The sequence below is a fragment of the Nocardia sp. CA-145437 genome (assembly GCF_050956485.1).
Classification (GTDB): domain Bacteria; phylum Actinomycetota; class Actinomycetes; order Mycobacteriales; family Mycobacteriaceae; genus Nocardia.
This window is the reverse complement of record NZ_CP191204.1, coordinates 2479102-2505524: the sequence shown is the minus strand read 5'-3', so window position 1 is coordinate 2505524 and position 26423 is coordinate 2479102. Positions and strand designations below refer to the sequence as shown.

The 26423-nt window shown below is 69.6% G+C and carries 28 protein-coding genes; 16 read left to right on the top strand and 12 right to left on the bottom strand.

The window, feature by feature from the left end:
* Nucleotides 1–12 precede the first annotated feature (12 nt).
* The 5 genes from ACQPYY_RS11240 to ACQPYY_RS11220 all read right to left on the bottom strand — a co-directional run bounded on the left by ACQPYY_RS11240 (nt 13) and on the right by ACQPYY_RS11220 (nt 4225).
* The gene (locus ACQPYY_RS11240) at nt 13–1056 is read right to left on the bottom strand and encodes a hypothetical protein (protein ID WP_433593679.1); all 1044 of its coding nucleotides are present in this window, start codon (nt 1054–1056) and stop codon (nt 13–15) included.
* Nucleotides 1043–2332: a sensor histidine kinase gene (locus ACQPYY_RS11235; protein ID WP_433593678.1), complete on the bottom strand. Its 1290-nt coding sequence runs from the start codon at nt 2330–2332 to the stop codon at nt 1043–1045. The genes ACQPYY_RS11240 and ACQPYY_RS11235 overlap by 14 nt, the downstream gene beginning before the upstream one ends.
* A complete protein-coding gene (locus ACQPYY_RS11230; protein WP_357097276.1) occupies nt 2329–2997 on the bottom strand; it encodes a response regulator transcription factor in 669 nt (222 codons plus the stop codon). Before ACQPYY_RS11230 ends, ACQPYY_RS11235 begins: the two co-directional genes overlap by 4 nt.
* A 115-nt stretch (nt 2998–3112) precedes the next feature.
* Nucleotides 3113–3565 (bottom strand): flavodoxin family protein, encoded by a 453-nt coding sequence (locus tag ACQPYY_RS11225; protein WP_357281016.1) that lies wholly within the window; start codon nt 3563–3565, stop codon nt 3113–3115.
* Nucleotides 3566–3574: 9 nt separating this feature from the next.
* Complete coding sequence (locus tag ACQPYY_RS11220; RefSeq protein ID WP_433593677.1) at nt 3575–4225, bottom strand: TetR/AcrR family transcriptional regulator; 651 nt, start codon at nt 4223–4225, stop codon at nt 3575–3577.
* Between the two features lie 103 nt (nt 4226–4328).
* Here ACQPYY_RS11220 and ACQPYY_RS11215 point away from each other — a divergent pair, with 103 nt between their 5' ends.
* From ACQPYY_RS11215 to ACQPYY_RS11205, 3 genes are read left to right on the top strand one after another with little or no spacing between them, the layout of a single operon-like run.
* Nucleotides 4329–5696, top strand: a complete 1368-nt coding sequence (locus ACQPYY_RS11215) for a flavin-containing monooxygenase (protein WP_433593676.1) — start codon at nt 4329–4331, stop codon at nt 5694–5696.
* A complete protein-coding gene (locus ACQPYY_RS11210) occupies nt 5696–6634 on the top strand; it encodes an alpha/beta hydrolase (RefSeq protein ID WP_433593675.1) in 939 nt (312 codons plus the stop codon). Before ACQPYY_RS11215 ends, ACQPYY_RS11210 begins: the two co-directional genes overlap by 1 nt.
* A complete protein-coding gene (locus ACQPYY_RS11205) occupies nt 6631–7725 on the top strand; it encodes a saccharopine dehydrogenase family protein (protein WP_433593674.1) in 1095 nt (364 codons plus the stop codon). Before ACQPYY_RS11210 ends, ACQPYY_RS11205 begins: the two co-directional genes overlap by 4 nt.
* Nucleotides 7726–7930: 205 nt before the next feature.
* On the opposite strand, the gene ACQPYY_RS11200 is transcribed toward ACQPYY_RS11205, so the two are convergent.
* The gene (locus ACQPYY_RS11200; RefSeq protein WP_433593673.1) at nt 7931–8419 is read right to left on the bottom strand and encodes a VOC family protein; all 489 of its coding nucleotides are present in this window, start codon (nt 8417–8419) and stop codon (nt 7931–7933) included.
* 70 nt (nt 8420–8489) lie between these two features.
* Here ACQPYY_RS11200 and ACQPYY_RS11195 point away from each other — a divergent pair, with 70 nt between their 5' ends.
* From ACQPYY_RS11195 to ACQPYY_RS11185, 3 genes are read left to right on the top strand one after another with little or no spacing between them, the layout of a single operon-like run.
* Nucleotides 8490–9146: a TetR/AcrR family transcriptional regulator gene (locus ACQPYY_RS11195; RefSeq protein WP_433593672.1), complete on the top strand. Its 657-nt coding sequence runs from the start codon at nt 8490–8492 to the stop codon at nt 9144–9146.
* Nucleotides 9146–9415, top strand: a complete 270-nt coding sequence (locus ACQPYY_RS11190; RefSeq protein WP_433593671.1) for a hypothetical protein — start codon at nt 9146–9148, stop codon at nt 9413–9415. The genes ACQPYY_RS11195 and ACQPYY_RS11190 overlap by 1 nt, the downstream gene beginning before the upstream one ends.
* 55 nt (nt 9416–9470) lie before the next feature.
* Nucleotides 9471–10475 carry a PHP domain-containing protein gene (locus ACQPYY_RS11185; RefSeq protein WP_433593670.1) on the top strand — a complete coding sequence of 335 codons (1005 nt, stop codon included), beginning with the start codon at nt 9471–9473 and terminating at the stop codon, nt 10473–10475.
* A gap of 110 nt (nt 10476–10585) precedes the next feature.
* Here ACQPYY_RS11185 and ACQPYY_RS11180 read toward each other — a convergent pair whose 3' ends face one another.
* A complete protein-coding gene (locus tag ACQPYY_RS11180; protein WP_433593669.1) occupies nt 10586–12028 on the bottom strand; it encodes a DHA2 family efflux MFS transporter permease subunit in 1443 nt (480 codons plus the stop codon).
* A gap of 85 nt (nt 12029–12113) precedes the next feature.
* Between ACQPYY_RS11180 and ACQPYY_RS11175 the strand changes: the two genes are divergently transcribed.
* The 7 genes from ACQPYY_RS11175 to puuE all read left to right on the top strand — a co-directional run bounded on the left by ACQPYY_RS11175 (nt 12114) and on the right by puuE (nt 18910).
* The gene (locus ACQPYY_RS11175) at nt 12114–12560 is read left to right on the top strand and encodes a MarR family winged helix-turn-helix transcriptional regulator (RefSeq protein ID WP_379096164.1); all 447 of its coding nucleotides are present in this window, start codon (nt 12114–12116) and stop codon (nt 12558–12560) included.
* A 41-nt stretch (nt 12561–12601) separates the two neighbouring features.
* Nucleotides 12602–13336 (top strand): GntR family transcriptional regulator, encoded by a 735-nt coding sequence (locus tag ACQPYY_RS11170; RefSeq protein ID WP_379096161.1) that lies wholly within the window; start codon nt 12602–12604, stop codon nt 13334–13336.
* Nucleotides 13337–13457: 121 nt separating this feature from the next.
* Nucleotides 13458–15005 (top strand): NCS1 family nucleobase:cation symporter-1, encoded by a 1548-nt coding sequence (locus tag ACQPYY_RS11165; RefSeq protein ID WP_379096158.1) that lies wholly within the window; start codon nt 13458–13460, stop codon nt 15003–15005.
* A 5-nt stretch (nt 15006–15010) separates the two neighbouring features.
* Entirely contained in the window at nt 15011–15757 is a 747-nt protein-coding gene (locus ACQPYY_RS11160; protein WP_379096155.1) for an aspartate/glutamate racemase family protein, read from the top strand.
* Nucleotides 15754–16968, top strand: coding sequence for a DUF6986 family protein (locus ACQPYY_RS11155; protein ID WP_379096152.1), 1215 nt, complete (start codon nt 15754–15756; stop codon nt 16966–16968). The genes ACQPYY_RS11160 and ACQPYY_RS11155 overlap by 4 nt, the downstream gene beginning before the upstream one ends.
* Nucleotides 16965–17996 (top strand): allantoicase, encoded by a 1032-nt coding sequence (gene alc, locus ACQPYY_RS11150; protein WP_433593668.1) that lies wholly within the window; start codon nt 16965–16967, stop codon nt 17994–17996. The genes ACQPYY_RS11155 and alc overlap by 4 nt, the downstream gene beginning before the upstream one ends.
* Nucleotides 17993–18910, top strand: a complete 918-nt coding sequence (gene puuE, locus ACQPYY_RS11145) for an allantoinase PuuE (protein WP_433593667.1) — start codon at nt 17993–17995, stop codon at nt 18908–18910. The genes alc and puuE overlap by 4 nt, the downstream gene beginning before the upstream one ends.
* A 70-nt stretch (nt 18911–18980) precedes the next feature.
* On the opposite strand, the gene ACQPYY_RS11140 is transcribed toward puuE, so the two are convergent.
* From ACQPYY_RS11140 to dapB, 3 genes are read right to left on the bottom strand one after another with little or no spacing between them, the layout of a single operon-like run.
* Nucleotides 18981–19628, bottom strand: coding sequence for a hypothetical protein (locus ACQPYY_RS11140; RefSeq protein ID WP_433593666.1), 648 nt, complete (start codon nt 19626–19628; stop codon nt 18981–18983).
* A 55-nt stretch (nt 19629–19683) separates the two neighbouring features.
* Complete coding sequence (locus tag ACQPYY_RS11135) at nt 19684–20178, bottom strand: hypothetical protein (RefSeq protein WP_357097308.1); 495 nt, start codon at nt 20176–20178, stop codon at nt 19684–19686.
* The gene (dapB, locus tag ACQPYY_RS11130; RefSeq protein WP_433593665.1) at nt 20175–20930 is read right to left on the bottom strand and encodes a 4-hydroxy-tetrahydrodipicolinate reductase; all 756 of its coding nucleotides are present in this window, start codon (nt 20928–20930) and stop codon (nt 20175–20177) included. The genes ACQPYY_RS11135 and dapB overlap by 4 nt, the downstream gene beginning before the upstream one ends.
* A 119-nt stretch (nt 20931–21049) precedes the next feature.
* Between dapB and ACQPYY_RS11125 the strand changes: the two genes are divergently transcribed.
* The 3 genes from ACQPYY_RS11125 to ACQPYY_RS11115 all read left to right on the top strand — a co-directional run bounded on the left by ACQPYY_RS11125 (nt 21050) and on the right by ACQPYY_RS11115 (nt 24240).
* Complete coding sequence (locus tag ACQPYY_RS11125; protein ID WP_433593664.1) at nt 21050–21643, top strand: TetR/AcrR family transcriptional regulator; 594 nt, start codon at nt 21050–21052, stop codon at nt 21641–21643.
* 88 nt (nt 21644–21731) lie between these two features.
* Nucleotides 21732–22589 (top strand): sterol desaturase family protein, encoded by an 858-nt coding sequence (locus ACQPYY_RS11120; RefSeq protein WP_379096137.1) that lies wholly within the window; start codon nt 21732–21734, stop codon nt 22587–22589.
* An 82-nt stretch (nt 22590–22671) separates the two neighbouring features.
* On the top strand, nt 22672–24240 hold the full coding sequence (locus ACQPYY_RS11115) for an esterase-like activity of phytase family protein (protein ID WP_433593663.1): 1569 nt from the start codon (nt 22672–22674) through the stop codon (nt 24238–24240).
* 49 nt (nt 24241–24289) lie between these two features.
* Here the strand turns inward: ACQPYY_RS11115 and ACQPYY_RS11110 are convergent, their stop codons facing one another.
* Complete coding sequence (locus ACQPYY_RS11110) at nt 24290–25441, bottom strand: serine hydrolase domain-containing protein (RefSeq protein WP_433593662.1); 1152 nt, start codon at nt 25439–25441, stop codon at nt 24290–24292.
* A gap of 24 nt (nt 25442–25465) precedes the next feature.
* Nucleotides 25466–26272: a helix-turn-helix domain-containing protein gene (locus ACQPYY_RS11105; RefSeq protein ID WP_433593661.1), complete on the bottom strand. Its 807-nt coding sequence runs from the start codon at nt 26270–26272 to the stop codon at nt 25466–25468.
* Nucleotides 26273–26423: the final 151 nt, after the last annotated feature.

The window sequence follows — 26423 nt, the reverse complement described above, 5'->3', positions numbered from 1 at the left end:
CGGTGCTTGTGCCTAGTCGGTCATGGTGGTGACTCGGCCGTCCTGGTCGATCTCGGTGCGGCGGTCCTGAGTGGGGGCGGTGGCGAGGACGGTCGCCAGGACGGGGCGGCCCAGGGGCAGGACTCGGATGGTGACCCGGCCCGCGTTGGTCGCGTCCAATTCCTTGGTGGCGGCATCGATCACGCGGCGGCGGACCCATTCGGGGACTCCGGCGAAGCCGCCGTCGTCGAGGAGGATCACTTCGACGCCGCGGCCACGGGCGCCGCGGGCGGCGCCGCTGAGTTCGTCGGTGACCAATTGGGGCGCGCGCAGACCGTCGCGGAGTTCGGCCTCGAGCAGGCGGCATTCCTCGCGCTCGGCGGCGGTGAGTTGCGCGCCGTCGGCGATGCGCTCGAGGATCGGGCGGGCCACGCGGTCCAGGCGGGCCAGTTGGCGGGTGCGTTCGCTGTCGCCGGCGGCCATGGTGGCCTCGGCGGTGGCGCGCATGAGAGCGTCCTCGCGCAGGATGCGCAGCGAGCGCTGCATGGGGCGCATGATGGCGGTGAACACCGAGATCGCGGTGATGGTGCCGACCGGGACCATCGAACCGATCAGAGTGCCCGGATCCAGGTGCGAACCGCCCAGGCCGAGGGTGACCAGGACCGCGGCCACGGCGATGACTCCGGCCCACGCGGTGCGAACCCGCCCGCGCAGCACCAGGACTCCGAGCACGTAGGACGAGGCGAACGCCGACCACACCGACTCGTGCGGCAGGTCGCGCACCGGGGTCATGACGGTCAGCGCGGTCGCGATCGGCGGCGCGGCGGCGCCGTACAAGGCGACGGGAATCGGCAGCGGGTCGACCGGGATCGCGGTGACCAGCGCGCCCGCGCTGAGCATCAGCACCAGTGCGGCCAGCGCCGCCCACAGCGGGGCCTGCCCGAAATTGCGGGCCATGTACAGCGCGATGACGGCTTCCAGGATGAGCAGGAACCACCACGCGGTACTGCCCCGCAGCCCGAGCAGATCGCGCAGCCCGAACCGGGGGTCCAGATCCATGCCGTCAGCGCGAGCCATCGCCACCCCACACCAAGGTCACGGTGGTGCCCTCGCCGGGCTGGGATTCCACGAACGCCGAGCCGCCCGCCAACTGGCGCATGCGGCCCAGGATGCTCATGGAGATGCCGAGCCGATCGGCGGACACGGCGGCCAGGTCGAATCCGGCCCCGTTGTCGCTGAACACGATCCGGATGCTGCCCGCGCTGACGGTGGCGGTCACGGTGCGCCGCACCTCGCGGCCCGGGACTGCGGCGTGGCGAAGGCTGTTCTTGACGGCCTCGGTGAGCGCGGCGGCGATGGTGCTGGCCGAGTGCACCGGCATGCGCAGGTCGTCGAAGCCGGGCCAGGTGCGGGTGGCGAAGCGGATGCTCGGATTGATCTCCTGCACCGCGGCGCGCAGGAACAGCAGCGCCGAACGGGCATCGAGCAGGTCCGGATCACGTTCCGCGCCACGGTATTCGTCGAGTTGTTCGAGGGTGCGTTCGGCCTGCCGCCGCACCACATCGGATTCGGCGCCGGCGCGCGAGGCCTCCAAAAGCGTGGAGAGCACGGCGTCGTGGATGAGCGCGGCGAAGCGCGAGCGTTCCCGGTCACGCGCCTGCGCGGCGGCCTGGGCGGCGGCACGGCGGCTCGCGATGGCGGATTCGCGGTCGACCCGGGCCGCGGCGCCGACGGCGGCGGTACCGCACCACAGGAACAGGGCCGCCAATCCCGCCGAGCGCAGGAAGTTCTCGATGATGTGCTGCGGCGTCACCTCGCCGACCGTGTACACGGTGGCCAGCGCGGCCGACGCGGACGCGGCCAGCAGATAGATCAGCGTCGTCCGGCCCGACCAGGCCAGCACGCCCGCGCTCACCGCGAGCGCGGTCACCCGGTACGGCCAGATATTGGTGGCGTCGACAGTGTGCGGGGCGAAACCGAGCGGGATGGTGGCGAGCGCGCCGAGGAAACTGACCGCGGCGCAACCACACACGAACCTGATGGCCTTGGTCCCCGCTACCGCCGACACCACGCCGATGATCGGATACCAGCCGAACACGAGCGCCATCGCCGCCACCGACCACCACACCGACGCGTAGCGGCCCTGTTCGGCGACCTCCGGCAGTTCGCCGCCGCCGATGATGGCGCCCGCGATGCCGATGGAGATGCCGAGCCGACGCATGATGCGGTCGTAGGCGGCGGTGGCCGGATCCTCGGTCGCCTTCACGCGGGCACGCACCCGCCGGGTGAGCGCCGTGAGCGAGGGCATGGACCGGGGAGCGGCCGTCGAGTCGAGGGCGCTCGTGGCGGTCATGCCCGCGGACTCCGCTCCGGAACGGGCAGCCACCCGTCCTCGACGGCCCGCTTGTAGAGGTCGGTCTTGGTCGGGGCCGGGCGTCCGGCGTCGGCGTACTTCTGCCGGATGCGGCCCAGATAGTCGTTGACGGTCTGCTCGGACAGCCCGGTCATGCGGGCCACCCGCGACGCCTTCTCCCCCGAGGCGTACAGCTGCAGCACCTGCTGCTGACGCGGGCTCAACCCGACGTCCTGCAATTGCGGGTCGCCGTCGATGGCGGCGGCCCAGTCGGTGGTGACCACCTGTTCACCATGCGCGGCCCGACGCACCGCGGCGACCACGGTCGCCGCGTCCTCGGACTTGCGCACCACACCCAGCACGCCCGCCCGCGCGGCCGATCGCACCAGGAACGGATTGTCCGCCCCGGTGAACACCAGCACCTCGATCCCCCGCTCGCGCAGTGCGCGCACATTGTCATCGGGCGAGGAGCCGTCGGCGAGCCGCAGATCCAGCACCACCAGATCCAGCTCAGGCCCGGCCGCCAGCAGTTCCGCGACGGTTCCCGCGGTGATCACCAACTCCAGATCGGCTTCCGGGGCCAGCATGGCCGACAACCCCAGCACCACCGATTCATGATCCTCGACCAGCCCGATACGGCGTGTCCCCGACTCTTGCGCCTCCACGGCGGCCGTCACCTCTTCCCACACTCATAAAGAGCGTTCCGGGAGAACGCCCCCTCGAGTATGACCGGACCACCCGCGAATGTGTCAGACACCAGAATTCGGGGGCATCCGAGTCTCACTCCATCAATCGCGCCGCGACGGTCGCGCCCAGCTCCCAGCACCGCTCGATATCGGACTTCTCGGGCTTGCCCGAAATGATCACCGGCGCGGCCGCTTTCTCCCACCCCAGCCCGGTGGTCGCGCTCTCGACGCTGCGTTCCGCGCCCTCGGTGCCCTGATTGCCGTGGATGTAGAGCCCGTACGGGCGACCCTTGGTCGAATCCAGGCACGGGTAGTAGAAGGTGTCGAAGGCGTGTTTGAGCGCCCCGCTCATGTAGCCGAGGTTGGCCGGGGTGCCGAGGAGATAGCCGTCGGCGGCGAGGACATCGCTCGCGGTGACGCCGAGGGCCGGGCGGCGGATCACCTCGACGCCCTCGATCTCCGGATCGGTCGCGCCCGCCAGCACCGCCTCGAACATCTCCTGCATGAACGGCGACGGGGTGTGGTGGACGATCAGCAGCGTGGGCACGGTGCGAGCCTACGATCCCTGGCCGCGATAGGGGTCGACCACGACGTGGACCAGGCGCAGGGCGGTGGCGACGGCGTGGTCGGCGTCGCCCTCGGCGAGGCCGAGCAGCGGGTCGAGGCCCTGGACGTGGGGAGCCAGGGCGATTTGCGGCAACAGCAGGAGGAGCAGGGCCAGCAGCGCCTCGGTGTCGGTGCCGGGGCGCAGTGCGCCGGTGGCGACCCCGGCGTCGAAGAGGGGACGCAGGACCGCGAGGTAGTGGACGTTGACCGATTCGCGGACGGCGGTCCGGGCGACGGGGTCCGGCTCGAGGTTGGCCGCGGCGGTCATGGCGCGTTCGAGCGGGTGGTCGTAGAAGTAGCGGACCCACGCCTCGAGCAGGGCTTCGAAGGAACCGAAGAAGTCGGTGTCCCAGCGCAATTCGCGCGCCACCGCCTCCATGCCGGCGCGGATCCGCTCACTCGACAGTTCGGCCAGGTAGACGTACATGTCGGCCTTGTCGGTGAAGTACTGGAACAGGCTGCCCTTGGAGACGCCGGCCTCCTTGCAGATGGTGTTGAGGCTGCCGCCGCTGAATCCGCGCGCGGCGAACTCGGCCTCGGCCGCGGCCACCACGGCGGCGCGACGCGGCGCGGGCAACCGATCCCATGTCCCTGTCGGCATCACCGATCTCCTCTGACTACCTGCGGCCTATTGACGTCGTGACCGTTTCGATCCTACAGTGACCAGTGGTCATATGACCACTGGTCATAAAGGAGTCTCAGCGATGTCCATCAATTCGAGTCCGAAGGTCTGCGTCATCGGCGCGGGGTCGGCCGGTATCGCGGCGGTGAAGGTGCTCGCCGAACGCGGCCTCGACGTGCACTGTTACGAGCTGTCCGACCGGGTCGGCGGCAATTGGGTGTTCGGCAATACCAACGGGGTGTCGGCGGCGTACAAGTCGCTGCACATCAACACCTCGCGTCAGCGCATGGAGTTCAGCGACTTCCCCATGCCCGCGCATCTGCCCGACTTCGCGCGCCACGATCAGATCGCCGACTACTTCGACTCGTACGTGCGGCATTTCGACTTCGCCGACCGCATCCGGTTCCGCACCGGCGTCCTGCACGTCGCGCCGCGCGCCGACCACGGCTTCGACGTGACCATCTCGACCGGCGAAACCCTGCGCTACGACGCGGTGCTGGTCGCCAACGGCCACCACTGGGATCCCCGCCTGCCCGAGCCGATGTTCCCCGGCGCGGACGAGTTCCGCGGGCAGCTGATGCACTCGCACGCCTACACCGAGGAAGCGCAGCTGACCGGGAAGCGGGTGGTGGTGCTCGGGATGGGCAACTCCGCCATGGACATCGCGGTGGACGCCTCGTATCACGCCGAGCAGACCTATCTTTCGGCCCGCAGCGGCGTGCACGTGATCCCGAAGTACGTCTGGGGCCGCCCCTACGACCGCCTCGGGGCCGCCGAGTGGTTCCCGTCGTTCCTGCGCTGGCCGTTCGCGCGCAGGCTGATGGCCGCGGCCACCGGGCCGATGTCCCGCTACGGGCTGCCCGAGCCCGATCACAAGTTCGCCCAGGCGCATCCGACCATGTCCAGCCGTATCCTCGACCGGCTGGCGCACGGCGCGATCAGGCCGGTCCCGAACATCGATCACTTCGACGGCGACGAGGTGGTGTTCACCGACGGCCGCCGGGTGGCCGCCGACCTGGTGGTGTTCTGCACCGGCTACAAGATCAGCTTCCCGTTCTTCGACCACGACTTCCTCGACCCGTCGGGTGACAATCGAATCCGCCTGTACCGGCGCGTGTTCCATCCCGCGGTGCCGGGCCTGTACTTCGTCGGCCTGGTGCAGCCGCTGGGCGCGATCATGCCGATCGCCGAACGCCAGGCCCAGCTGATCGCCGACCATCTCCAGGGCCGGTACCACCTGCCGAGCTCCGCCGACATGGACAGCGAGATCGCCGCGCACCGGCGCGGCATCCAGCGCCGCTACGTCGCCTCCAAACGGCACACCATCCAGGTCGACTTCGACGACTACATGCGCGATCTGCGCCTGGAGCGTGAACGCGGCGCCCGCCGACCCGCCGGGCTGTCGGCCGCCGACCGACCCGCCCGCCGCGCCGCCGAGGTGATCGCGTGATGAGCGGAAACCCCGCGGGCGCGGCCACACACGACGTGCGCTTCCCCTCCGGCAACGGCGACCACTGCGCCGCCACCCTCTCTCTGCCCGAGCCGCGCCCGGGGGTCCGACCGCCGGTGGTGGTGATGGCGCACGGGCTCGGCGCGATCCGCGCCATGGGCCTGGCCGCCTATGCCGAGCGGTTCACCGCCGCCGGATACGCGTGCCTTGTGTTCGACTACCGCCACTTCGGCGACAGCGACGGCGCGCCCCGCTATCTGCTCTCGACCCGTGAGCAGCGCGCGGACTGGACCGCCGCACTGTCGTTCGCCCGGCACCTCCCCCAGGTCGACAATGCCCGGATCATCGCCTGGGGCACGTCCTTCGGCGGCGGGCATGTCATTCACACCGCCGCGAAACGCCCGGCCGGACTGGTCGCGGCGATCGCGCAGTGTCCCTTCACCGACGGCGTCGCCTCCACCCTCGCGGTCTCGCCGATCAACTCGATCAAGGCCACCGCCGCGGGCGTGCGCGATGTCGCGGCCATGCTGCTCGGGCGGGAACCGCACATGATCACCACCGCCGGGCCCGCGAACGGCACCGCGCTGATGACCGCGCCCGACGCCGAATCCGGTTATCTGGCACTGGTTCCGCCCGGCGCCGACTTCCGCAACGAGGCCGCGGCCCGGGTGGTGTTCGACATCCTCACCGATCGGCCCGGCCGCCGCACCGCCCGCATCCAGGTGCCGATCCTGTTCTCGGTGTGCGAAACCGATTCCGTCGCACCGGCGAAACCCACCCTGCGCTACGCCGCGCGGGCACCGCGCGGCGAGGTCCGCACCTACGCGGACGGGCATTTCGACATCTATCGCGGTGCGGCCTTCGAGCGGGTGGTCACCGATCAGCTCGCCTTCCTCCGCCGCCATGTCCCGATCACACCGGAAGGAGACACCCCATGACCGGACGCATCGTGCTGCTGGGCGCGACGGGCTACACCGGCGACCTGGTGTTGCACGCGCTGCTGCGACGCGGCATCGAACCCGTTCCGGCCGGGCGCAATCGCGCGGCCGTGCGGGCGCTCGCCGAACAGGCGGGCGGCCTGGAATTCGCGGTCGCCGACGCCTCCGACACCGCGAGCATCACCGCGCTGGTGAGCCCAGGCGATGTGCTCATCACGACCGTCGGACCCTTCGAACGGTTCGGCTACCCGGTCGCGGAGGCCGCCGCGCTGGCCGGAGCCCACTACATCGATTCCACCGGCGAGGTCGGTTTCGTCCGCGAGTTGCAGGGCCGATTGCACGGCATCGCGCGGGCCAACGGCTCGATCATGCTGCCCGCCTTCGGCTACGACTACGTGCCGGGCGTGCTCGCCGGGACGCTGGCCGCGCTCGAGGGCGGGCCCGCCGTGCGCTCGATCGATATCGGCTACTTCGCGACCGGCCCGCTGTGGCGGGGCCTGAGCCAGGGCACCCGCACCACCATGCGCGACGGCGTGACGCTGCCCTCGGCGCGACGGCGGCGGGGAGTTCTGGTGGAGGAACGCACGGCATCCCGGGTGCGCGCCTTCCCGGTGCGCGGTCGTCGCAGGAACGCCTTTCTGGTCTCGGGCACCGAGGTGCTGCACCTGCCCGCCACCTTCCCGACCGTCGAGGACGTCAGTGTCTACAACGGCTGGTTCCCGGTGCTGAGCCGCGCGGCCGGCCCGCTGTCCGGGTTCACCGCCGTCGCCACCCGAATCCCCCTGGGCCGCAAGCTGATCGACGCGTGCACCCGGCCGGTGATCGGCCCACCCGGCGGACCCGATGCCGCCGAACGTGAGCGCACCCGCTCCCATGTGGTCGCGGTCGCCACCGGCTCGACCGGCCCGCTCGCCGAGGTCCATCTCGAAGGTCCGAGCATCTACAACCTCACTGGAGAGCTGATCGCCTGGGCCGCACAGCAACTCGCGTCCGGTGCGGGGCGCACCGCGGGTGTCGTCGGCCCGATCGAGGCGTTCGGGTTCGACGAATTGCGCGACGGCTGCGCCGACATCGGCCTGACCCCGGTGTGATCGATGAGCCCTGACGAGCAGGCGCTCATCGACCTCGCCCTGGTCTGGCAGCCTTTCGGCGGCCCGCCCGCCGGTGAGATCCTCACCACGCTCGGGCTCAGCGCGCCCGAGTTCCGGGCCCGCGTCCGCCGAATCCTGGCCACCCGGGGCACCCCTGCGTTCGTACCTCCACGACGCGGTCCGCCCTTGACGCGCACCGCTCGAATCACTGAATCTCGTTGCCTCGCAAGGCGATCTCGCGTTCCTTGGCTTCCGCGGTCTGGCGTGGATTGTCGATGGTGACGGGTTCGTCGCCGAGTTCGGTGTGGGATTGCATGGAGTAGAAGCGGACTTCGTGACCGTCGGGGTCGCGCAGCTCGGGCAGGATCCAGCCGAGGCTGGCGCGGTGCACCCCGGCATGGGATTCGCCGAGGCCGCTCAGATGCCGGGCCAGCGTTTCCAGGGCGGCTCGATCCGGGACGCCGATCGAGAAGAAGTCGAATCCCGCGGAGGCGGCGGCCATTTCGGGATGTAGGCGCAGGCCGAGCATCGGTCCGCCGGCGGCGTGGTGCAGGACGACACCCCTCAGGACGCCCTGCTCCTGGAATTCGAGGCCGACGGTGTAGCCGAGGCGGCTGCGGTACCAATCGATGGACCGTGCCAGATCCGACACGGGAACTTTGAGGTGATGCACCCCGGCGAGTGTGGGGATCATCGCTGCTATCCTTTGCAGTATCGATGTATTTATGCAGTATCACTGTAGTGATGCAGTTAGGATGCAGCAGTTGAGTCCGGGTGTCAAGAAGTCGTCCCCGCTGTGGGACGCCCGCAAGGCCGAGACCGAGCGCAAGATCCTCGACGCGGCGCGGCGGCTGTTCATCGCCGACGGCTACGCGGCGACCTCGCTGGCCGCGGTCGCCGACGCCGCCGAGGTGGGTTCGCGCACGGTCTACCTGCGCTTCGGCTCCAAGGCCGAACTGCTCAAACGCACTATCGACGTGGCGATCGTCGGCGACACCGAGGACGTCGACCTGGCCCACCGCGACTGGCACATCCGGGCCGGGACCGCGCCCACCCTGCACGAACGCGTCACCGCCTACGCCCAGGGCGCGCGGCAGCTCATGGAACGCGCGGCGCCGCTCATCGCGGCCGCCGTCGCCGCCGAGGCCAGCGAACCGGTCATCGCCGAGGCCGCCCGGGCCGGACGCGCCGCCACCCAGCAACATGTCGCGGAGCTGTGGCGGCGCATGCGCGCCGACGGACTGCTGCACCCCGAGGCGGATCTCGACTGGATCATCGGAACGGTCGGCCCGCTCGCCCAGGCCGACACCTATAACCTCATGGTCAGCACCCTCGGCCTGGACCCGGACGGTTACCAACGGTGGCTCTACGGCACGTGGATGCGCCTGGCCACGACGTCCTCGACGCTTGCGGAGTGCTGATGAAGATCGCCCACACGATCGGCGTTGTCGTGGGCCTGGCCCTGATGCTGATCGGATTGTTCCGGCTGTCGCTGCCCGTGGAATGTGACGGTCACTCCATGAACATCGGTCAGGTCTGCCATGAGACCAGCAAGGGCCGCCCGGTGGTGCGGAGCTACGACGAGCAACGCTCCCTGCGCGATTCGACCACGGGATTCCTGGTCGTCGGCGGCGTGATCGTGGCGGCCGGGTCGGCGGTACTGCTGCGCCGGACGCTGCGGGCGGAGTGAGCGCGGGCTCGCCGAGAACACACCGAGCGAACGCGCGGCGGGCACACTGGTAGCCATGGATCCTGTCGTCGCGCTCCGCATGATCGCGTTCTTCAAGGACCGGGCCCGCGAGGATTCGCGGCGGGTGATGGCCTACCGCAATGCCGCCGACATCGTCGAGGCCCTCGACGACGAGCAGCGTGAGCGACTGGGCCGCACCGGAGATTGGCAGTCCCTGACCGGGGTCGGGCCCAAGACGGCGGCGGTGATCGCGCAGGCGTGGGCCGGCCGCGAGCCCGACACCCTGGTCCAATTGCGCACCGCGGCCAAGGATCTCGGCGGCGGTGAGCTGCGGGCCGCGCTCGAGGGCGACCTGCACGTGCACTCGAACTGGTCCGACGGTTCGGCGTCGATCGTGGAGATGATGGCCACCGCGCAGGCCCTGGGCCACGAATACTGCGCGCTGACCGATCATTCCCCGCGGCTGACGGTGGCCAACGGCCTCTCGCCGGACCGGTTGCGACAGCAGCTCGACGTGATCGACGAACTGCGGGACCGCTTCTCCCCCATGGTCATCCTGACCGGCATCGAGGTCGACATCCTCGACGACGGCAGCCTCGATCAGGAGCCCGAACTCCTCGACCGCCTCGACATCGTGGTCGCCAGCGTCCATTCCAAGCTGAAGATGGACGCCGCCGCCATGACCCGGCGCATGGTGCGCGCGGTCTCGGGCGGCCGCGCCACCGTGCTCGGCCACTGCACCGGCCGCCTGGTCGAGGGCAATCGCGGCACCCGCCCCGAGTCGAGTTTCGATGCCGCGCAGGTCTTCTCGGCCTGCCGCGACCACGGGGTCGCGGTCGAGATCAACTCCCGCCCCGAACGCCGCGACCCGCCGACCCGCCTGCTGAAACAAGCCCTCGAGCTGGGCTGCCACTTCTCCATCGACACCGACGCCCACGCGCCCGGCCAGCTCGACTTCCTCGGCTACGGCGCCCAACGCGCCCTCGACAACGGCGTGCCCACCGACCGGATCATCAACACCTGGCCGGTGGACAAGCTCCTGGCCTGGGCGTCGCCCTGACCGCGTTCACTCGACGGTCGGGATCCCGCCGCCGCCGGTGCGGCGATGACGGCCACCCCGTCACGCGATACCGCGCCCGCGAGCACCCCGGCCGCGGGCGAGCGTCGCGTCTAAGCGGTGGCCCGCTGCCGACGGCGCAGGACCGTCGAGGCCACCGCCGCGACCACCGAGAGGGCGGCGAGCCCGGCGAAGGCGAGGTGGTAGCCGGACACCGGGTCCCATCCGGAAGCCGTTGCGCGGGACAGGATCACGGCCACCAGCGCGACCCCGACCGCGCCGCCGACCCGCTGCATGATGTTCACCAGCGCCGTGGCGTCGGGCAGCTGCTCGCGCCGGACCGCCGCGTAGGCCGCCGACACCAGCGGCATGGCGCCCACCGCGGTCGCCAATCCCGCCGCGAACAGCAGTGATTGGACGAGGAACCCGTTGGCGTCGACCGGCAGGAAGGCCAGCGGCAGCACGGTGGCGGCCACGGCGAGATTGCCGAGCACCGCGACGCTGCCGCCACCGAAGCGGTCGGTCAGCCTGCCGCCCAGGGGCAGCATGACGACCCCACCCAGCCCGAAGCCGAGCAGGCTCACGCCGGTGCGGACCAGCCCGGTGCCGTGCAATTCCTGGAAGTACAACGGCAGCAACACCATCACGCCGAACATGGCTCCCCCGGCGAAGAACCCGGCGCTGGTGGCCGCGCCGAAGCCGGGGTTGCCGAACAGCCGGATGTCGAGCAGCGGCAGCGTGCTCCGCAGCGCGCGCACCAGGAATCCGGCCAGCCCGGCCAGGCCGAGCAGCACCGGCAGCCACACCGACAGCGAGGTCACCGACCCCGTCACGCCGACCTCGGACAGTCCGTAGACGACCGCCGACACGCCGCCGCCCGCGAATACCAGCCCGAGCACGTCCAGCGGCTGCGTGGCCGTCCCGCTGCTCCGCGGCAGGTAGCGCAGGCCCAGTGCCAGTCCGATCAGGCCGAACGGAATGTTGATGAGGAACAACCACTCCCAGCTCCAGTGCGCCAGCAGGAGCCCGCCGATGGTCGGCCCGATGGCGGGCGCGCCCACCACGGCGATGCCGACCACACCCATGACCCGGCCCATGCGCTGCGGCCCGGCAGCCTGACCCAGGATGGTCTGCCCGGCGGGAATCATCAGCCCGGCGGCGAGCCCTTGCAGGATGCGCAATCCGATCAGCCAGCCCGCGTCGGGTGCGAGGGCGCACGCGGTCGAGGTGAGGGTGAACGCGATCAACGCCCAGAGCCAGAGCCGGGTGACGCCGACGCGCCGCGCGAGCCAGCCGCAGACGGTGAGTGAAACCCCCAGGGCCAGCAGGTATCCGCTGGCGACCCACTGGATCGTGGCCAGCGACGCACCGAGGTCCGCGCCGATGGTGTGCAGCCCGATATTGACCAGCGAGGTGTCGAGCATCCCCATGACCGCGCCGAACACCACCACGCCGGCGGTGCGCCAGACATGCGCGGGGATCTGGTCGGAGTCGGCAGGGGTGGCGCCGGAGTCGGCGGCGATGGATGTCCCGGTGCCCGAACGCGTTTGCGTCATCGGACCCCTCCTTCATTGTTGATGAGCAACTCAATTGCAGAGGGTAACAATGATTGAGCTACTCAACAATAGATAGAATCGGCGGGTGACCGACGAACCCTCCGCCGCCGCGGGCGCCCACCCCGCCGGGCTGCTGCGGCACCCGACCTACGCCCTCGGCAAGCTGCACAAGGCGATGCACGCCGAACTCGGGACGCCGCTGCGCGAGCACTGGGTGCTCACCTACCTCGCCGAGCGCGCCGAACCGTCCCAGCAGGAGATGGCCAATGTGCTCGAGATCGACCGCAGCGAGGTGGTGCGGCTGATCGACAGCCTGGAGAAGGCCGGACTGGTCACCCGCAATCGCGATCCCGAGGACCGCCGGAAATACCGTTTGGCTATCACCGCGGCCGGGAATCGGGTGCGCGCCGAGACCGACGCGCGGATCGCCGCGGCGACCGATGTGCTGCTCGCCCGCCTGTCCCCGGCGGAACGGGAAACGCTGCACCGGCTTTCGCTCAAGGCGCTGGGCTACGACGCCGACGAGATCTGACCCACACCGGGGGGCTTGCGGTGACGGTCTAGGGTTGGGGCGTGCCTTCTCGCCCCCGCCTACCCCGTTTGCCCCAGCTCAACCCGCCGCTGGACGTCCGTCGCGGCTACTCCCAGCAGGAGATCCTCGGCGAGCTGCGCCGTCTGGTCCTGGAGGGCAACCTGCCCCCGGGCACCGGCCTGCCCCTGGGCGAGCTGGCCCGTTCCTTCGAGGTGAGCGCGATCCCGGTGCGCGAGTCGCTGCAGACGCTGATCGGCGAAGGCCTGGTCGAGCATCGGCCCAACTTCGGGTACCAGGTGACCCTGCTGACCGCCGACGAGCTGCGCGAGCTGTACGTGGTGCGCGAGCGGCTGGAGTCGGCGGCGCTGGCCGCGGCGGTGCACAACGCGACCGAGGCCGACCACCAGCTGGCCCGTGAGATCCACGCGCGCCTCGAGCAGGCGGTACTCACCGAGAACGCGGTGGCCTATCACCGCGAGACCCGCAATTTCCACCTGGCGCTGGTGCGCCCGTCGGGGATGCCGCGGGTGGTCCACATGCTGGAATACGCCTGGAACATCACCGAGCCCGTGCAGCCCATGGTGCATGTGACGACCATGGACCGCGTGGTGCTGCACGCCGATCACTCGAAGCAGCTGCAAGCCTTCTTGGCAAGAGATGCTGAAGCGTTGCTGGCGGCCACCGAGGGCCATCATGCACGATTGAACGGTGTGCTCGCGCATCTCCCGAAGGACACCGGACTTTTCGCCGAACCAGCAGGTGAAGAAGATATATAGGCCCTGAACCAGGGGTTACGGAACATATATCGTTCAGGCAATAATCGGGCAATGCCTGTTGGATAGCCTTCGCACACTCGTCTCAATCAACGGGACACCACGACACGATGGGATGTGCGAAATGCCCGATACCGTTGCGCCGGCGGCCGGGAGTTCGCTCGCCCCGGTCCCGCCCGCGCCGGAGGTCCCGGCCTCGCCCGCCCCCGAGTACGACCCCCGCCTGGTCAACGAGGACCTGGCGCCGCTGCGGAAGCAGACCTGGGGCACGTACAACATCTTCGCGTTCTGGATGTCGGACGTGCACAGCGTCGGCGGATACGTCACCGCGGGCTCGCTGTTCGCGCTCGGGCTGCACAGCTGGCAGGTGCTCGTCGCCCTGGTCGTCGGCATCACCATCGTGTACGGCCTCTGCAACCTCGTCGCCAAGCCCAGCCAGGCCACCGGCGTCCCGTATCCGGTGATCTGCCGCAGCGCCTTCGGCGTGCTCGGCGCGAACGTCCCGGCCATCATCCGCGGCCTGATCGCGGTGGCCTGGTACGGCATTCAGACCTTCCTGGCCTCCGCGGCCCTGGATGTGGTGCTGATCAAGCTCTTTCCGGGCCTGGCCCCCTACGCGGTCGAGGCCGACCACGGCTTCCTGGGCCTGTCCGCGCTGGGCTGGGCCTCCTACCTGATCCTGTGGGTGCTGCAGGCCGCGGTGTTCTGGCGCGGCATGGAGTCCATCCGCAAGTTCATCGACTTCTGCGGTCCCGCGGTCTACGTGGTCATGTTCGTGTTGTGCGGCTACCTGATCCACAAGGCGGGCTGGCACGGCATCGACCTGAACATGGGCAAGGCGGCCACCCACACCGGCTGGTCGGCGGTGCCGGTCATGCTGGGCGCGATCGCGCTGGTGGTGTCGTACTTCTCGGGCCCGATGCTCAACTTCGGCGACTTCTCCCGCTACGGGCGCAGTTTCGCGGCGGTGAAGAAGGGCAACTTCCTGGGCCTGCCGGTCAACTTCCTGGTGTTCTCGCTGCTGGTCGTGGTGACCGCCTCGCTGACGATTCCGGTGTACGGCGAGCTCATCACCGATCCGGTCGCCACGGTGGCGCGCATCGACAACACCTTCGCGATCGTGCTGGGCGCGCTCACCTTCACCGTCGCGACCATCGGCATCAATATCGTCGCGAACTTCATCTCCCCCGCCTTCGACTTCTCGAACGTGAACCCGCAGAAGATCAGCTGGCGCACGGGCGGCATGATCGCCGCGGTCGGGTCGGTGCTGATCACCCCCTGGAACCTGTACAACAACCCCGACGTCATCCACTACACCCTCGAGGTGCTGGGCGCGTTCATCGGACCGCTGTTCGGCGTGCTCATCGCCGACTACTACCTGGTGCGCCGCCAGCGGGTGTTCGTCGACGAGCTGTTCACCATGTCCGAGCAGGGCACCTATTGGTACCGCAAGGGCTACAACCCGGCCGCCATCGTGGCCACCGCGCTCGGCGCGATCGCCGCGGTGATCCCGGTGCTGACCGCCGGCGATGTGCCCGGCATGTACACCGCCGCCCAGTACAGCTGGTTCATCGGCTGTGCCCTGGCCCTGGTCGCCTACCGCGTGCTGGCGTTGCGCGGTCCGCTGAAGATCGACGCCTCCCGCCACGTCCCGTCCTTCGAGAACCGGTGATTTCCATGCGCATTCGAGTCATCAATCCCAACACCACCGCGGCCATGACCAGCCTGATCGAGGCCAGCGCCAAGCTGGTGGCCGCGCCCGGCACCATCGTCGAGGGCGTGAACCCGGCCATGGGCCCGGCCTCCATCGAGAGCCACTACGACGAGGCGCTGGCCGTGCCGGGCCTGCTGGCCGAGATCGCGCGCGGCGAGGCCGAGGGTGTGGACGGCTACATCATCGCCTGCTTCGGCGATCCGGGCCTGGACGCCGCCCGCGAGCTCGCGCGCGGCCCGGTGATCGGCATCGCCGAGGCCGCCATGCAGTACGCCAGTCATCTCGGGCGCAAGTTCAGCGTGGTCACCACGCTGGGCCGCACCGCGGGCCGGGCCTGGGATCTGGCCGAACGCTATGGGATGGAACGGTTCTGCGCGAACGTGCACGCCTGTGAGATCCCGGTGCTCGAACTCGAGGACCCCAAGGCGCGCAAGGTCATCGCCGACGCCTGCCGTGACGCCGTGGCCGCCGACGGCTCCGACGCGATCGTGCTCGGCTGCGCGGGCATGGCGGATCTGTGCGAGTACCTGACCGACGAGGTCGGCGTGCCCGTCATCGACGGCGTCGCCGCCGCCACCCTGACCGTGCAGTCGCTGGTCACCATGAAGCTGCGTAAGTCCGGCCGCGGGGAATTCGCGGCCCCACTGCCGAAGCGGTATGTGGGATTGCTCGCCGATTTCGGCATCGAGGAGAAGGAGGCCCGTGCGTGAGGGTGCCACCGGAGACATTGAACGGGATCGAATCCCGTGTGCGGGACGTGGATTCGGAGCTGCTGCGGCGCTATCCGGGTGATCGCCCGGGACAGCCGGTGCACACCGCGTACGCCTCCGGCGCCGACGCCTCGATCGATCTGCCCGGCCAGTGGGGCGCGGCCGCGATCGAACTCGCCGAGGCCCAGCGCGACCTGCTGGTCGAGCTGGCCGGCGCCGACGTCACCGAGCGGGTCTTCACGGTTCTTCGCGAGCGGCCCATCCAGGACCTGCGTTTCGATTTCGAGGACGGCTACGGCACCCGCGGCGACGAGGTCGAGGACCGCGACGCCCTGCACGCCGGCGCGGTGCTGAAAGCCCTTGCCCCCGAGGTCGTCTCGCGCGGCATCCGCATGAAGGGCCTGACCTCCCTGGAATGGGCGCGCGCCGTGCGCACCCTGGAGAAGGTCCTCGAGGGCGCGGGCGGGGTGCCCGAGGGCTTCGTGTTCACCGTCCCCAAGATCCGCCACGTCGAGCAGGCCGACATCACCGTGGACCTGTGCGAGGCCGTCGAAGCCGCGCACGGCCTGGCCGCCGGATCGCTGAAGTTCGAGCTGCAGATCGAGAGCCCGCAGGCCATCATCGCCGCCGACGGCACCTCGCCGGTCGCCCAGCTGATCCAGCGCTCGGCCGGACGCTGCACCGGATTGCACTACGGCACTTACGATTACAGCGCCGCCTGCGGGATCGCACCCAAGTTCCAGTCGCTGGAGCACCCGGTCGCCGACCACGCCAAGGCGGTCATGCAGGCCGCCGCGGCCACCACCGGCGTGTGGGTGTGCGACGGCTCCACCCAGGTGCTGCCCATCGGCACCGACTCCGAGGTGCGCGCGGCGGTGTCGCGGCACTTCCGCCTGGTCAGCCGCTCACTCGAGCGCGGCTACTACCAGGGCTGGGACATGGGCGCGGGCCACCTGGTCACCCGCTGGCTGGCCACCTTCGCGTTCTTCCGCGAGGGCCTGGGCATCGCCGCCCCGCGCATCGGCCGCTACCTGGACCGCCAGGGCGGCGCGGTGATGGACGAACCGGCCACCGCGCAGGCCCTGGCGACAGTGGTGCTGCGCGGACTGGAGTGCGGCGCTTTCGATCCCGCCGACGTGATCGCGATCGCCCCCAAAGCCTCTGTCGAGGTATTGCATCAATTGCGAGAAAGGAAGATCCCGGCGCTATGAGCGACGCTGATTTCACGCTGCTTCCCGATCTGGCCGTGCGCACCCTGGGCGGTGCCGTGCTGTGGGCCGACGATGAGTCCTTCGCCGAGCGGGAGAACCTGATCCGGCCCGAGGCGGCCACCTACTCCCCCGCCACCTTCGGCCACAAGGGCCAGGTCTACGACGGCTGGGAGACGCTGCGCCAGCGCGGCGAGGACGGCGGCCACCCGTCCATCGACGCCTGCCACACCGCGATCATCCGTCTGGGCGTGCCCGGCGTGATCAAGGGCGTCGTGGTGGACACCGCGTGGTTCAAGGGCAACTACCCGCCCGAGGTGTCGGTGGAGGCCATCGCGGTGGCGGGCCATCCGTCGGTCGACGAGCTGGTCGCCGCGCAGGGCTGGACCACCCTGGTGGACCGCGCCAAGGTCGACGGTGATTCGGAGAACCCGTTCGCGGTGGACTCCGCCCAGCGCTTCACCCACGTGCGCCTGCGCATGTTCCCCGACGGCGGCATCGCCCGCCTGCGCGTGCACGGCGTCGCCAAGCCGGATCCGGCCTGGCTCGAGGCGGGCCCGTTCGATCTGGCCGCGATCGAGAACGGCGGTCTGGTCGCCGACTGCTCGAACCGCTTCTACTCGCACCCGCAGAACGTGCTCATGCCCGGTCGCGCCCGCAGCATGGGCGACGGCTGGGAGACCGCGCGCCGCCGCGACAAGAACACCAACGACTGGGTGCTGGTGCGGCTCGCCGAGGAAGGCGTGATCACCGCCGCCGAGATCGACACCTCGTACTTCCTGTTCAACAGCCCGGGCGCGGGCTCGCTCACCGGCATCCGCGCCGACGGCAGCGAGGTCGAACTGCTGGCGCGCACCCGCCTGCAGCCCGACACCCGCCACCGCTTCCTGATCGACGCCGCCGACCCGGTGGTGTCGGTCCGCCTGGACGCCTACCCCGACGGCGGCCTGGCCCGGCTGCGGCTCTACGGCACGCTCACCGACGAAGCCCGCGCACGATTGCGTGCCGAGCTGGACAATGAACGCGCATGAGCGATTTCGACCTGAACTACCCGCGGGACATGGTCGGCTACGGCCCGCACCCGCCGCATCCGCAGTGGCCGGGCGATGCGAACATCGCCGTCAACTTCGTCCTCAACTACGAGGAGGGCGGCGAGAACAATGTGCTCGACGGCGACGAGGGCTCGGAGACGTTTTTGTCGGATATCGTTCCGGCGGCGTCGTTCCCGGACCGGCACATGTCGATGGAGACCATCTACGAGTACGGCTCGCGGGCCGGACTGTGGCGGGTGCTGCGGCTGTTCGAGAGCCGGGGCGTGCCGCTGACGATCTTCGGGGTGGCTCGGGCGCTGGAACGCAACCCGGAGGCGGTCGCGGCGTTCAAGCGGCTCGGCTACGACATCTGCTCGCACGGCCTGCGCTGGCTCTCCTACCAGAGCGTGGACGTCGAGACCGAGCGCGCGCATCTGGAAGAGGCGGTGCGGATCATCGCCAAGCTCTTCGGTGAGGCGCCCAAGGGCTGGTACACCGGCCGCGACTCGCCGCGGACCCGCGAACTGGTGGTGGAGCACGGCGGATTCGTCTACGACTCCGACTCCTACGCCGACGACCTGCCCTACTGGGTGAAGGTCGGCGACCGGGACCACCTGGTGCTGCCGTACACCCTCGAAACCAACGACATGCGGTTCTCCTCCCCCGCCGGATTCGCCAACGGCGAGGAGTTCTTCACCTACCTGAAGGACGCCTTCGACGTGCTCTACGCCGAAGGCGAGGCGGGCGCGCCGAAGATGCTCTCGATCGGCCTGCACTGCCGCATCGCGGGCAAGCCCGCGCGGGCGAAGGCGTTGGAGCGCTTCGTGGATTACGTGCGATCGCACGACAAGGTGTGGCTCGCCCGGCGCATCGACATCGCCGAGCACTGGCAGCGGGTGCACCCCGCCTCCTGAACGCGAGACCCGAATGCGGCCCGGAACCACCAGGTTCCGGGCCGCATTCGGGTCGTCACGCGAAAACCGCTCAGAGCGTGCCGTTCTCGATATCGGCCTTCACCGCTTCCTGGGAGGCGAGGTGCGCGGCCACGCCGTTGTCCGCGGTGAAATCGATGAGCGGCTGATCGGCGACGAAGGTCAGGTGCTCGTTGACCGTGGTGGTGCCGTCGCCGTTGTCGGTGAAGGTGACCACCTGGTGGGTGGTGACATTGGGGATGTCCCAGGTGTCGGAGGTGTAGTAGTTCTGGTCCGGGTACAGGCGCTGCTCGGCCTGGGTGTGGCCGGGGAAGGTGATCGGCCCCATCGGAATGTCTTCCAGTGCCGTGAAATCGGTGACGCGCACGCCGTCCTCATCGCAGGTGCGGTGGACGATGATGTCCTTGAGGAAGGAGTGGCGGCCCAGGCCGTTGCGGAAGTCGGTGTACACCGACCACACCTTGTCCAGCGGGGCGTCGATGGTGATCGGCAGATCCACCTCGCGCACCGCCCGCGCGTCGGCCGGATTCCGCTGCTCGGCCTCATAGATCGACCAGCTGAGCTGCCATTCGAGTTTGTAGTCGTTCTCCGACTCGATACAGGACGGCGCGGTGTCCGCGCGCGCCACCGCCGATACCGTCGCAGGCGACCCCATCGTCGCGCAGGCGATGGCCAGCGCATAACCCACCGTGAACCTCACCCGGCGGACTTTACTCCGGTCGCAACCTACCGGCAGGTTTCCTGCGAAACACTGGCTACCGGGAGCCGGTACGCTCGGCGCGCTCCAAATCGACTGCGCGCTTCATCATTTCGCGCGCCCGGGTGCGGTCCCCGGCATAGTCGTAGGCGCGGGCCGCGCGGTAGCTGGTGCGCCAGTTCTGCGGGTCCGCTTCGAATTCGGCCTTCACCTGCTCGAAAAGCTCATCGGCGGCGGCCTTCTCGATCCGGCCGGAGGGGCGGCGCGGCAGCTCGGAGACGTCGAGCTCACCGCCCTCCTCGTGCATGCGCCGGGCCAGATGCTGGTGGGCGAACGCGGCGCGGACGCTGGTGCCCACGATCCACACCCCCAGCAGCGGCAGGATGAGCACGCCCAGGCCGAGGCCGATGGCGGCGGGCTTGCCGGAACCGATGAGGCTGAACGCGATCCGGCCCAGCAACACGAAATAGAACCCGAGGACCAGCACCAGGGCCGCGATGAAGCCGACCCGTTTGAAGACCTCGCGGCCGTTGTTCGCCTCCGGCGCGCTCACAGGTCGAGCAGCGGGTCGATGCCCACGGTCAGGCCGGGGCGCAGCGGGGTCTTGCGCACGCCCAGCAGCACGCCCGGCACGAAGGAGGTGCGGTCGAGCGAGTCGTGGCGGATGGTGAGCGTCTCGCCCTGGGTGCCGAACAGCACCTCCTGGTGGGCGACCAGCCCGGCCAGCCGCACCGAGTGCACCCGCACGCCGTCCACGTCCGCGCCGCGCGCGCCCTCGAGCTCCTGGCTGGTGGCGTCGGGGCTGCGGCCGACACCGGCCTTCTCGCGGGCGGCGGCGATGAGCGCGGCGGTCCGGAAGGCGGTGCCCGAGGGCGCGTCGGCCTTGTTCGGGTGGTGCAGCTCGATGACCTCGACCGAGTCGAAGAAGCGGGCGGCCTGCTCGGCGAACCGCATGGTCAGCACCGCGCCGATGGCGAAGTTGGGGGCGATCAGCACGCCGACCTCGGGCTTGGCGGCAAGCCAGCCCTTGACCTGCTCGAGCCGGTCGGCGTCGAAGCCGGTGGTGCCGACGACGGCGTGAATGCCGTTCTCCACCAGCCACTTCAGATTCGGCATCACCACGTCGGGGTGGGTGAAGTCGACCACGACCTCGGTCCCGGCGGCGGTGAACGCCTCCAGCGAGTCGCCCTTGTCGACCTGCGCCACCAGCTCCAGATCCGCGGCCGCCTCGACGCCCGCGCAGATGGACTGCCCGACCTTGCCGCGCGCCCCGAGCACACCCACCCGGATCCGGTTCGTGGCCACCTGGTCTCCTTCGCTATGACCGATCTGGAACCCGTCGAGCCTATCGGGTCGGCGAAACACCGGGACCACAGGCCGGTGACCACGGGCCGGCCGAATTGACCGAGTGGTAACTTTCGAGGGTGCGATCCACAGCCGGAACCAAGGGCGTCCCGCGTGCCGTACGCGAGGCGCAGATTCTCGATGTGGCCGCCGCGGAGATCGCCCGGGTCGGCTACGCGGGCCTGTCCCCGGCGACGGTGGCGGCGGCGGCCGGGGTGTCGAAACCCTTGGTGTACGGCTACTTCGGCTCCAAGGACGGGCTGTACGTGGCCTGCGTGCAGCGGGCCTCGGCGGTGCTCGGGGACGCCATCGACGCGGCCTTCGCCGGCCCCGCCTCGCTCGACATGGCCGAACGCACGCTCGCCGCGATCTTCACGGTCCTGGAACCGCGCCCGCACGACTGGAAGGTCGTGCAGGACCAGTCGCATCCGGACGAGGGGCCCGCGGCCGAGGCGGCGCTGGCCGCGCGCGCCCGCATCTCGGCGCAGGCCGATCGGGGCGTGTCGGCGTTCGTGTCGCTGCACGGACTGACCGATCCGCACGATCTGTCGGCACTGCGCGCGGTCTGGACGGGCGTGGTCGCCGCGCTCGTGGACTGGTGGCTGAGCCATCCGGAGCAGACGGCCGAGGCCATGGTCGCCCGCAGCAGCCGGCTGTTCGCCGCCCTCACCTGACCCGGGCACCCTCGACTGTCCGAATCGGCCTCTTGTCCTCGAATTGACCAATTGGTAACTTACGAATTGGGCAATTCGAGGAGGTCCGATGTTTTCGCAGGTCTGGCATGAGATCAATACACCGCTGCTGTACGCGGTCCCCGTCTTTCTACTGTCCATCGGCGCCGAGGCGCTGGCCCTGCGCGACGATCACGACGCCACCGGGTACCTGGCCCGCGACACCCGGACGAGCCTGAGCATGGGCGTGGGGTCGCTGGTGTCGAGCGCGATCTTCAAGGCGGGGTCGCTGGTGTTGTTCGTCTTCCTGTGGACCTACGTCGCGCCCTGGCACATCCCCACCGATGTCTGGTGGAGCTGGGCGCTGCTGCTGCTCGTCCTCGACTTCGCGTTCTACTGGAACCACCGCTTCGTCCACCGGGTGCGGATCGGCTGGGCGGCGCATCAGGCGCACCACTCCAGCGAGTACTTCAACTTCGGAACCGCCCTGCGGCAGAAGTGGAATCCGTGGACCGAGGCCATCTTCTGGGCGCCGCTGCCGCTGCTGGGCTTCACGCCCTGGACGATCTACATCGCCTTCACGATCAACCTGATCTACCAGTTCTTCACCCACACCGAGTCCGTCGGAAAGCTCTGGGGCCCGGTGGAATTGCTCTTCAACACCCCGTCGCACCACCGCGTGCACCACGGCAGCGACGCGCAGTACCTGGACAAGAACTACGCCGGGATGCTCATCATCTGGGACCGCGTGTTCGGCACCTTCGAACCCGAGATCCAGCGTCCCACCTACGGTCTCACCAAGCCGGTGGGCACCTACAACCTGCTGACGCTGCAGTACGGCGAATACGCCAAGATCGTGCGCGACGTGCGGAGCACCGCGAACTGGCGCGACAAGCTCGGCTACATCTTCGCCCCGCCGGGCTGGGAGCCCGAGCAGACCCGACCCTGACGCGCGACCGGTTCACGAGCTCGGCGGAAGGTGTTCAGGCAACGGCCAACCCGGCGACGGATCGGACGTATAGGCATCTCTGGTGAGAATTCGTCCCGTTACCCGCCGGGTTGCCGTCGCCGTCGTCGTCGGCGCAGCCGCCGTCACCGCCGCCTGCTCCTCCGGATCCGACTCCGCCGACTTCACCGCCACGGCCGGGCAGCCGCTGGTGATCTCGCTGGACCAGCTGCTGGACAAGACCGGGGGCCACGCCGCCGTCGCGGTCGCCGACCCGCAGCACGGCACCCTGAGCCGGCGGCTGGACGGTGCGCTGGTGTACACCCCCGCGGCCGGGTACACCGGTTCGGACTCCATCACCGTCACCACCACCGACGCGGTGCGCCTGTTCACCACCGACATCCCGCCGATCGGGGAATTCGGCGGAGTTCCGGTGCAGGCCAGCGCCTACGGCTCCGCGTTCACCCCGGTCCCGGGCTCGACCGACGAGTTCTACGGGCTCACCGATCGCGGCCCGAACGTGGACGGCAAGGGCAAGAACGAGAAGATCGCGCCGGTCCCGGACTTCACGCCGCAGATCGCCAAGTTCAAGCTGGTCGGCACCAAGGCCGTGGTGGAATCCACCATCCTGCTGAAGAATCCGGCCGGGCAGCCCTTCAATGGCCTGGTCGACACCTCCGCCACCACCGGCGAGACCATCAAGGACCTGACCGGCAAGGCGCTGCCGCCCACCGATCACGGCATCGACAGCGAGGGCCTGGTCGCGCTCGCCGACGGCACCTTCTGGATCTCCGACGAATACGGCCCGTTCCTGGTGCATTTCGACGCCAAGGGCGCGGAGCTGGAGCGGCTCGCGCCGGGCCGCGGACTGCCCAAGGAACTCGCGTTCCGCACCCCGAACCAGGGCATGGAGGGCCTGACCGTCACCCCCGACGGCAGCACCCTGGTCGGCGTCGTCCAGAGCGCGCTCAACGAGCCGGGTGTCACCAATGCTCGTGAGACCCCGATGACCCGCATCGTCACCGTGGACCTGAAGACCAAGGCGGTCAAGGAGTTCGCGCTGCCGCTCGAGTCGCCCAAGGAGAAGCTGGCGGTCTCCGAGATCACCGCGCTGTCCAACACCACCTTCCTGGTGGACGAGCGCGACGGCAACAAGGCGCCCAAGGCCAACAAGAAGCTGTGGACCGTCGACATCGCCGGCGCCACCGACATCGGCCCGGACGCCAAAGTCCCCGGCGCGCAGTACGACCCAGAGAAGGGCCTGCTGATCGACGGCAAGCCGGTCGAGGTCTACGTCGGCACCGTCAGCACCGCCGACGGCATCGCCGCGCTGAAGAAGGCGGGCATCACGCCGGTCGCCAAGACCGGCAACCTCGACCTGGGCGGGCTGCTGGACGGCCTCAATGCCGACGGCAAGTTCTTCGGCCACGACAAGATCGAGGGCGTGGCCACCAACGACCACGGCAAGACCCTCTACATCTCCAACGACAGCGACTTCGGCATCGAGGCCGTCTCCGGCGACCAGCCGCCGTTCGGGCTCAAGGCCAAGATCCTGCCCAACGGCGTTCAGGACACCGGCGAGATCCTGGCGGTGGACACCACCAAGCTGCCCGCCAAGACCGAGACCAAGAAGGTGACGCTGACCGTCGAGTAGGTCAGCGGAACTTCACCGGTTCACCGGGATTCGACGCGGTCCACGGCGCTCAGAGCGCGCCGTAGGCCGCGTCGATCAGGTCGTAGGCCCGGCGGTCGCCGGAGACCCAGTCGCGGCGCAGGTTCGGGGTGAAGGCGATCGCGAGCCGATTCGCGGTGTCGCCCAGGCCGATCGCGCCGCCCGCGCCGGGATGGCCGAAGGCCGTGGGGCGGGCGGCCTCGGGCAGGATCATGTTCTCCGAGGGCAGCATGTAGCCCAGGCCGAAGGCGCTCTCCAGGGTCAGCACGGCGTCGCGGCCGCGCACGCGCTCGTGAACGGCGTCGGCGAGGACGTCCGGGGGCAGGAGGTCGCCGGCCGCCAGGTCGGCGTAGAAGCGGGCCAGGGCGCGGGCGGTGGTGACCAGTCCGGTCGAGGGCCACCCGCCGGCGAGCACCTCCGGGCTGTTGTAGGAGCCCAGGGGGTTGGTGGAGGCGCGCAGGGCCAGCGATCGGGGGTCCTGAAAGGCGCGCGCCATCTCGGCCGCCGTCGCGGCACTGATCGGGGCGGGGTCGGTCCACGCCTGGTCGGCGGCGGGCGGAGCACCCACGCGGGCGGCTTGTTCCGCGATCTCGGGCGGCGCGCCGATCCACAGCTGCTCGCCGAAGTTCCGGCGCACGTACTCGCCGACCGTGAATCCCGTGTGGCGGCGGACGAATTCGCCGAGCAGCCAGCCGAAGGTCAGGGCGTGGTAGCCGTGTCGGGTGCCGGGTTGCCACACCGGGTGTTGTTCGGCCAGCCGGGCCGCCATCGCCCGCTGGTCCGCGGCGTCGGCGACGGAAACGGCACGCTCGAAGACCGGCAGACCCGCTCGATGGGTGAGCAGATCGGCCAGGGTCGTCGAATCCTTGCCTCCGACACCGTATTCCGGCCACCAGTCGGTGACCGGATCGTCCAGGCCGATGCCGCGCTCATGCGCTACCAGTAGTGCGGCGGTGGCGGTGACACCCTTCGTGCACGAGTAGGTGACCACCGGGGTGTCGCGCAGCCAGGGCCGGTTCGCCCGGGTGTCGGCCAGGCCGCCCCACAGGTCGACCACCGGACGGCCGTCGACGAACACCGCCACGGCCGCGCCCGCGTTCCGCCCATCCGCGAAGCTCGCTTCGAACACATCCCGCACCGCTCGGAATGCCGGGTCGACCTGGCCGTCCACGAATCCGCTCATGGCCAAATTAGAACACGTTCTAGTTCAGGTCGGAACCGGTATGAGGAATTGCGAGACCAGCCAACCCGGATGCGCGCCGGTGTGCACCACACCGGTCTGCACGAGAACCGTTCGCACCGTGCCGTTCCCGAGATCACGCAGCCGGATCCGCCACATGGGCGGGAAACTCGCCACCTCACCGTCGCCCCATATGCGGCGGAAGTCGGGGTAGCGGCTCAGTCCGTCGAGCAGTTCCGCGAAGGTCTCCGCGCCGCCGAAGCCGCCCACCGCCAACCGGAAGGCCCGCACCGACACGGTCGTGTCGTCCTCCCAGTCGACCATCGCCCGGCGGGCGAGCTCGCAGCCGAACAACCAGTGGAATTGATTGACGCCCTGCCCCATTCCGGGGAACGCGCGCTCCCAGCCGGGGTTGCAGGCCAGCACGCAACCGCCGACCGCGGTGATCGCGGCGGGCAGGGGCCGATCCAGTAGCTCGCGGAGTTCGGGGGTGACGGCGGCCCGCAGCTCGTCCAGCGGAGGGCAGCCGGAGACGGTGAGCCCGGCCAGATCCCGCAACTGCCGGCGGTCCTCGATCGAGAGGGGGGCGACGCGATCGAGATACCGGATGATCGCGTCGAGAACCTCCCGGGTGGGACGGTCGCGCGCCCCCTTCTCCAAATGCGTGATGTAGCTGGAGCTCACGCCCGCATTGAATGCGAGACGTTCGCGCGACACCTTGCGGGAGTCGCGTACGGAACGCAATACCGGACCGAGCGCCGGAACAGCCGGTGCGCCATTGCCTTCGCCATCGTCCGCGCCCCTGTCATTGTCTATCGATGTATCGATTGTCACGCCGAGCTCCTCCAGATATTCGCCCGTGTGCGCCCTGGCGAGAATCCAGGTTCATCCGACGTTTCGATACTGACAGAAAACCGACTGACCTGCATGTACGTGTCCTAGACAACAGTTCTCCGACCGGCATCAATGAATGCGCTCAGTGACG